Origin of the sequence: Marinomonas vulgaris, from assembly GCF_018145875.1 — a bacterium.
GTDB lineage: Bacteria > Pseudomonadota > Gammaproteobacteria > Pseudomonadales > Marinomonadaceae > Marinomonas > Marinomonas vulgaris.
In genome coordinates, this window is sequence record NZ_JAGSSV010000019.1 from 45,645 (window position 1) to 53,027 (window position 7,383).

At 47.4% G+C, this 7,383-nt stretch carries 5 protein-coding genes and 3 tRNA genes; all 8 read left to right on the forward strand.

Annotated elements, in window-relative coordinates:
• Positions 1-41: 41 nt before the first annotated feature.
• The 8 genes from J9B83_RS12665 (at position 42) to J9B83_RS12700 (ending at position 7,381) form a co-directional block, all read left to right on the forward strand.
• Positions 42-1,295: a D-amino acid dehydrogenase gene (locus tag J9B83_RS12665; RefSeq protein WP_211537231.1), complete on the forward strand. Its 1,254-nt coding sequence runs from the start codon at positions 42-44 to the stop codon at positions 1,293-1,295.
• A gap of 59 nt (positions 1,296-1,354) precedes the next feature.
• Positions 1,355-2,449, forward strand: coding sequence for an alanine racemase (gene alr / locus J9B83_RS12670; protein WP_211537232.1), 1,095 nt, complete (start codon positions 1,355-1,357; stop codon positions 2,447-2,449).
• A 276-nt stretch (positions 2,450-2,725) separates the two neighbouring features.
• The gene (gene alaS / locus J9B83_RS12675; RefSeq protein ID WP_236037288.1) at positions 2,726-5,344 is read left to right on the forward strand and encodes an alanine--tRNA ligase; all 2,619 of its coding nucleotides are present in this window, start codon (positions 2,726-2,728) and stop codon (positions 5,342-5,344) included.
• Between the two features lie 61 nt (positions 5,345-5,405).
• Entirely contained in the window at positions 5,406-6,647 is a 1,242-nt protein-coding gene (locus J9B83_RS12680; protein WP_211537233.1) for an aspartate kinase, read from the forward strand.
• 144 nt (positions 6,648-6,791) lie between these two features.
• The gene (csrA, locus tag J9B83_RS12685; protein WP_072840609.1) at positions 6,792-6,980 is read left to right on the forward strand and encodes a carbon storage regulator CsrA; all 189 of its coding nucleotides are present in this window, start codon (positions 6,792-6,794) and stop codon (positions 6,978-6,980) included.
• Positions 6,981-7,037: 57 nt separating this feature from the next.
• Positions 7,038-7,127 (forward strand) — tRNA-Ser (locus tag J9B83_RS12690).
• Positions 7,128-7,185: 58 nt separating this feature from the next.
• Positions 7,186-7,262 (forward strand) — tRNA-Arg (locus J9B83_RS12695).
• 42 nt (positions 7,263-7,304) lie between these two features.
• A tRNA-Arg gene (locus J9B83_RS12700) sits at positions 7,305-7,381 on the forward strand.
• Positions 7,382-7,383: the final 2 nt, after the last annotated feature.

The following is a 7,383-nucleotide window of genomic DNA, read 5'->3' on the forward strand; positions in this document are numbered from 1 at the left end:
ATTATAGGCGATATGACTTTGTCTTAATTTGGAGTGTTGTTATGCGTGTTTGCGTTCTTGGAGCGGGTGTTGTTGGGTTAACGTCGGCGTATTATTTGGCGAAAAAAGGCTTTGACGTGACCGTAATGGATCGTCAGGAAGGGGTGGCGCTGGAAACCAGCTTTGCCAACGCCGGTCAAATTTCCCCTGGCTATTCTGCCCCTTGGGCGGCGCCAGGCATTCCATTTAAGGCGGTAAAATGGTTGATGCAAAAGCACGCACCATTAAAAATCAGTGCTGATCCAGAGCTGAAAAAATTTGCCTGGATGAGCAAAATGCTCGCTAACTGCACAGAAAAAGCCTATGACGTGAATAAGTCCCGCATGGTGGCGTTGGCAGAATACAGTCGTGACCAGTTTATTGCGATGCGTAAAGAAATTGGCATTCAATACGATGATGGGCAGGGCGGCTTGACTCAATTGTTCCGCAAAGACGAGCAAGTAGAAGCCTCAGAAAAAGACATTAAAGTACTGAAAGCCTTGGGTGTTCCTCACCAAGTACTAACACCTGCGCAGATTCTTGATGTTGAGCCGGGGCTTGCTCCTGTCATTGATAAGTTTAAGGGTGGCTTGCGTCTAACTGGCGATGAGACGGGCGACTGCTTTATCTTTTGCCAAGAGTTGAAGAAGCACTGTGATGAATTAGGGGTGAAATTCCAGTTTGGTTTGTCTATTGACCGACTTGTCATTGGAGGCGGCAAAATTCGTGCGGTGAAAACCAATCAAGGGGACTTCGAATTCGATACCGTGTTGGTGTCTATGGGTAGTTATTCCAAGGAGTTGTTACAAACCATTGATATTGCTATTCCCGTATACCCAGTAAAAGGCTACTCATTGACCGTGCCTATCACAGATTCCAGTTATGCTCCTGCATCTACTGTGATGGATGAGACCTATAAGGTGGCCGTAACGCGATTGGGTGACCGCATCCGTGCTGCAGGCACCGCAGAGCTAAATGGTTACAACCTCGATTTACCAAAAGTACGCACGGAAACCATTACGCACGTGGTACGTGACCTATTTAACCAAGGCTGTGACTTGTCGCAAGCGGATTATTGGACTGGATTGCGCCCAATGACACCAGACGGCACGCCAGTAGTAGGGCGTACCGGTGTTGATGGCTTATATCTGAATACTGGGCACGGGACTCTTGGTTGGACAATGAGTTGCGGTTCTGCTGCAGTAATTGCTGATATTATGGCGGGCGATAAAGCCGATATCGAAACCAAGGATTTCTCCGTAGAGCGCTACCGTTAACAGCAAGATGATTAACGGGCGTTATTTGGTCAGTGAATAAAACCTATTAAGGGGTAATAATGGCAAGGCCACTCACGGCAGCGGTAGATCTAGAAGCAATTTTGCACAATTACCGCTATGCGAAAAAACTGCAACCCAGCTGCAAAGCCTTTGCGGTAGTAAAAAGTAATGCGTATGGACACGGCGCGGTTGAGGTGTCTCGTTATCTAGACAAAGAGGCCGATGCTTTTGCCGTAGCGGCGATTGAAGAAGCAATCGTCCTTCGTGAAGCTGGCATAGAATCGCCCATTTTGTTGTTGGAAGGGGTTTTTGAGGGCGATGAATGGAGTTTGTGCGAGCAGCACGGCTTTTGGGCGGCGCTGGAAAACGCACAGCAAATGGACGAACTTATTGCGAGCCAAGCGAAAATTGAAAAAGTGTTCTTGAAATTGGACTCGGGTATGCATCGTCTGGGTGTCGACAAAGAAGCCGCTCCAGGGTTCGTTGAAGCGTTAAAAGCGACAGGGCAAGTGGGCGAAGTGGTGTTGATGACGCATTTTGCTTGCGCGGATGATTTGTCTGATTTAATCACCATGCAGCAGTTGACCTATTTCGAGCAAACACGCCAGTCAATTGGTGAGATTGAGGCCAGTGTGGCCAACTCCGCTGCAATCATGAAATGGAGTGTGCCGGAAGGGGGGTGGATTCGCCCTGGTATCATGTTGTACGGCATTTCACCTTTTGCTGAAGTCAGCGGTCGAGCGCTGGGTTTACGTCCTGCGATGACCTTATCGACGAAAGTGATTTCTACTCGTCAGCTCAAGAAAGGCGACAAAGTCGGCTATGGTTTAGGTTATGAAGCGGAGGAGGATCATGTATTGGCGACCATAGCAGTAGGCTACGGAGACGGTTATCCTCGTCACGCGCAAAACGGCACGCCATTGCAAATCAATGGTCAAGAAGCGTGTTTAGCGGGGCGCGTATCCATGGATATGCTCACGGTACGCATGCAAGATTATTCCGTGGCGCCTGCGATGGGGCAAGAAGTTGTGCTTTGGGGTGGTGATGTGCCTGTCGAAGAAGTTGCCGATTACGCTGGCACCATTGGCTACGAATTGGTGACGCGCATGACGGCTCGCCCTCATTATCGTTACCTTCGTGGGGACGATTCCTAGTAGTCTTGTCATTTGCACCTTGACGTCTTTCTATGGCAATTAGAAAGACGTCAAGCAGGTGAAAGTCGATATATATCAGTAAATCGTACTTTTGCTTAGCTCGCACACAAAATAAGCGTCGAATTGCGACGGTTTCTTTTGAAAACACCTATCCTTTGCGTGTACTATTTTGTGCTTTTCATTGCATCGAATAGGCGCCTGCTGCTCTTCAGTATGGATTTGCCTTTCACGCAATTCAATTCGTCCAGACATTTAGAGATAGAGACTCATCCCATTATGAAGAGTTCTGAGTTACGCCAATCGTTTTTATCGTTTTTCGAAAGTAAACAGCACCAGATCGTGGAATCCAGCTCCTTAATTCCTGGAAATGATCCGACCTTGTTGTTCACCAACGCTGGTATGGTCCAGTTTAAAGATGTGTTTTTGGGTGAAGATGTTCGCCCTTACACCCGAGCGACAACTTCTCAGCGTTGTGTTCGAGCCGGTGGTAAGCACAACGATTTAGAAAATGTCGGTTACACGGCGCGTCACCATACTTTTTTCGAAATGCTGGGTAACTTTAGTTTTGGTGATTACTTCAAAAAAGAAGCCATCAGCTACGCGTGGGAGTTTTTGACCGACGTGCTTAAGCTGCCAAAAGAGAAACTCTTGGTAACTGTGTACGCTGACGACGACGAAGCCTTCGATTTTTGGCACGAGATGATCGGTGTACCGAAAGAAAAAATCATTCGAATTGGCGACAACAAAGGCGGTCGTTATCAGTCGGACAATTTCTGGGCGATGGGCGACACTGGGCCCTGTGGTCCTTGTTCTGAAGTGTTTTACGATCACGGCGAACACATCTGGGGCGGGCCTCCAGGTTCTCCAGAAGAAGACGGCGACCGTTTCATCGAAATCTGGAACGTGGTTTTCATGCAGTTCAATCGTTCTGCCGATGGCACCATGGCGCCTTTGCCTAAGCCTTCCGTTGATACCGGTATGGGCTTGGAGCGAATTGCAGCGATTCTGCAAGGTGTTCACAGTAACTACGAAATCGATTTGTTCCAAAACTTGATCAAGGCGGCTGCCAAAGTAGTGGGTACGGACGATTTAAGTGCTCAGTCGTTGCGCGTGATTGCCGACCATATTCGTTCCTGTGCCTTTATGATTGTCGACGGCATCATTCCTTCTAACGAAGGTCGTGGTTATGTGTTGCGACGTATTGTTCGTCGTGCCATTCGTCACGGTAACAAATTGGGACAAAAAGAGGTCTTTTTCCACAAGTTAGTGGATGCACTGGACGCTGAAATGGGCGAAGCCTACCCAGAATTGACCAAGCTAAAAGATCGCATTGCGTCTATCTTGTTAAAAGAAGAAGAGCAGTTCGCTAAGACCCTTGATCAAGGGATGAAAATTTTAGAAGAAGCCATCGCGAATTTGGGCGATGCGAAAGTGATTCCTGGCGAAACCGTATTTAAATTGTATGACACCTACGGTTTTCCAGCAGATTTAACCAACGACGTAGCCCGTGAAAACGATTTAGAAATCGACGATGCCGGTTTTGAAGCGGCGATGGAGGCACAGCGTGCTCGTGCACGTTCGGCCAGTAATTTCTCCATGGACATGTCTGGTGGCGTGAAATTAGAGTCTGTGACCGAGTTTACCGGCTACGACAATTTAAGCGGCGAATGCGAAATCGAAATGATCCTTGTAGACGGTGCGCCAGTAGATGTACTAGAGGCTGGGCAAAGCGCGGCGATTCTATTGAAATCAACGCCATTCTATGCGGAATCTGGCGGTCAAGTGGGCGATCAAGGTTGGTTGCGCGGTGTGGGCACATTTAAAGTGTCCAACACCACGAAACAAGGCAAAGCCCATTTGCACCTTGGTGAGCTAAAAGAAGGGCGTTTGTCCGTTGGTGATGCTGTTACTGGCGATGTTGACCGTACCTTGCGTATGGCGACAACCTTGAATCACTCGGCGACTCACCTTATGCACGAAGCATTGCGTCGAGTGTTGGGCGATCATGTGACACAAAAAGGTTCCTTAGTGAATTCAGAGCGTCTACGTTTTGATTTCTCGCATTTTGAGGGCGTTACGGCAACTGAAATTGAACAAATTGAAGACATGGTAAACGAGCAAATTCGTTTAAACCGTGCCGTTGAAACCGACATCATGGATGTGGAATCAGCGAAAGCCAAGGGTGCGATGGCCTTGTTTGGCGAAAAGTACGACAGCGAAGTGCGTGTGCTGACCATGGGCGCGGATTACTCCATTGAATTATGTGGTGGAACGCACGTTAATCGTACCGGTGATATTGGTTTCTTCAAGATAGTGACCGAAAGTGGTATTGCTGCGGGTGTTCGTCGTATTGAAGCGGTCACAGGCAAAGTGGCTATCGATACCACACGTCAAACAGAGTCTGTGCTAGACAGTATCGCCAGCTTGGTCAAAGGCAACAAAGACAGCGTGTTGGATAAAGTTGTGTCGCTAAACGAACAAGCTCGTGGTCTGCAAAAAGAGCTGGATGCCCTAAAAGGAAAAATGGCGGCCTTGGCTGGGGCGGATTTGGCGTCTCAAGCGTTGGCGATCAATGGCGGTAAGTTGTTGGTAGCGCAGGTTGAAGTAGAAGATCCGAAAGCTTTGCGTGATTTGCTGGATGAGCTGAAAAGCAAGCTTGAGTCTGCGGTGATTTTGCTAGCAGCGGTGAACGATGGAAAAGTCAGTCTAATTGCCGGTGTGACCAAAGAGTTGACCAAACAGGTAAAAGCGGGTGATTTGATCAAAATGATTGCCCCCTTGGTTGATGGTAAAGGTGGCGGTCGTCCAGATATGGCGCAAGCTGGTGGTAACAATCCAGAGGGGTTGCCTGCCGCGCTTGCTTTGGTGCCAGATTGGGTGGCCGAAAGGGTATAAATCGATTAGCCCGTTGAGGGCTGTTTGATTTTGGCTTTTTGATTTGAATAATGGAAAGATTATGGCGTTGTTAGTTCAAAAATACGGAGGCACCTCAGTCGGTACAATAGAACGGATTGAGGCAGTTGCGGACCGAGTGTTAAAGCACAAACAGCAAGGTGACGACATCGTAGTAGTGGTTTCTGCTATGAGTGGTGAAACCAATCGTCTTATTGAATTGGCTAAAAGCATCAACGCGTCACCTAACTCACGTGAAATGGACGTGCTTTTGTCGACAGGGGAGCAAGTGACTATTGCGCTTTTGTCGATGGCCTTGATGAAGCGAGGCCTAGAAGCGCGTTCTTATACAGGTTCACAGATTCGTATTACGACGGACAGCGCTCATGGTAAAGCACGTATTCAAAAAATCGACACAGAGGCCATGCGTTCTGATTTGGGCGCGGGTCGTGTGATCGTAGCCGCGGGTTTTCAAGGAGCAGACGAGCATGGCAACATAACCACCCTAGGTCGTGGCGGCTCCGATACCACTGGCGTAGCCCTGGCGGCGGCATTGAAAGCAGACGAGTGCCAGATTTATACGGACGTGGATGGCGTTTACACAACAGACCCAAGAGTGGTCGACAGCGCTCGACGTTTAGAGAAAATTACATTTGAAGAAATGCTGGAAATGGCCAGCTTGGGGTCTAAAGTGCTGCAAATCCGTTCAGTCGAATTTGCGGGTAAGTATCAAGTGCCATTAAGAGTGTTGTCGAGTTTTGTTGAAGGTGAAGGTACATTAATTACCACTGAGGGGAGTAACGGTATGGAGCAGCCAGCAGTATCTGGAATTGCGTTTAATAGAGATGAAGCTAAGCTGACTTTAAAAGGAGTGCCTGATATTCCGGGCATTGCCTCTCGAATTTTAGGGCCTATCAGTGACGCAAACATCGAAGTGGACATGATAGTGCAGAACGTTTCCGTTGATGGTACGACAGATTTTACTTTCACGGTACACAGAAATGAATTTGATCAAGCTCTGTCAACTTTGAACGCAATAGCGCAAGAACTTGAGGCGAAGGATGTGATCGCCAATGCGAAAATTGCTAAAGTTTCCATCGTGGGTGTGGGAATGCGCTCTCATGCCGGTGTGGCGAGCACTATGTTTCGAGCATTGGCGGCAGAGTCGATCAATATTCAGCTTATCTCTACATCAGAAATTAAGGTGTCAGTGATCATTGATGAGAAATACATGGAGTTAGCGGTGCGTACTTTACATTCGGCATTTAAATTAAGCCAAGCAGATACACTAGTGCAAGAAGTGTAACAATAGAACACATAAAGCCTGTTTTTAGTGATGGTTAAATATTTTTTGAGAGGCTACAATCAATTTTTGTAGGAAAATTCCTACAAAGTTTGTATGATAATCTGACTAAATAAAACTATAAAGCAATTACAGGGAGAACTTCTTATGCTTATTCTTACTCGTCGTGTTGGTGAAACATTAATGGTTGGTGACGAAGTGTCTGTTACCGTTTTGGGTGTAAAAGGTAATCAGGTGCGTATTGGTATTAACGCCCCTAAAGACGTTTCTGTTCACCGTGAAGAGATTTACCTTCGTATTCAGAAAGAGCAAGACGAACAAATTTCTGAAGATTAATTTTAAAAAAAACTTTACAAGGCGAATGAGTCGTATATAATGCGCTCCACTTGTTACGGAGAGTTGGCCGAGCGGCCGAAGGCGCTCCCCTGCTAAGGGAGTATGGGGTGAAACTCATCGAGGGTTCGAATCCCTCACTCTCCGCCATTTCAAGTTTGTTTTTTTAAAGACTTAGGTCTGAGCAAAAAAAACAATTAATGGTAATGCACCAGTAGCTCAGCTGGATAGAGTACTCGGCTACGAACCGAGCGGTCAGAGGTTCGAATCCTCTCTGGTGCACCATTTCATAGAACATCTCAAAACAAAACGATCACGTTATTCAATGCACCAGTAGCTCAGCTGGATAGAGTACTCGGCTACGAACCGAGCGGTCAGAGGTTCGAATCCTCTCTGGTGCACCATT

Bases quoted from the DNA above. Each gene is read 5' to 3' on its own strand.
- J9B83_RS12665 (WP_211537231.1), top strand. From the start codon at position 42: ATGCGTGTTTGCGTTCTTGGAGCGGGTGTTGTTGGGTTAACGTCGGCG.
- alaS (WP_236037288.1), top strand. From the start codon at position 2,726: ATGAAGAGTTCTGAGTTACGCCAATCGTTTTTATCGTTTTTCGAAAGT.
- alr (WP_211537232.1), top strand. From the start codon at position 1,355: ATGGCAAGGCCACTCACGGCAGCGGTAGATCTAGAAGCAATTTTGCAC.
- csrA (WP_072840609.1), top strand. From the start codon at position 6,792: ATGCTTATTCTTACTCGTCGTGTTGGTGAAACATTAATGGTTGGTGAC.
- J9B83_RS12680 (WP_211537233.1), top strand. From the start codon at position 5,406: ATGGCGTTGTTAGTTCAAAAATACGGAGGCACCTCAGTCGGTACAATA.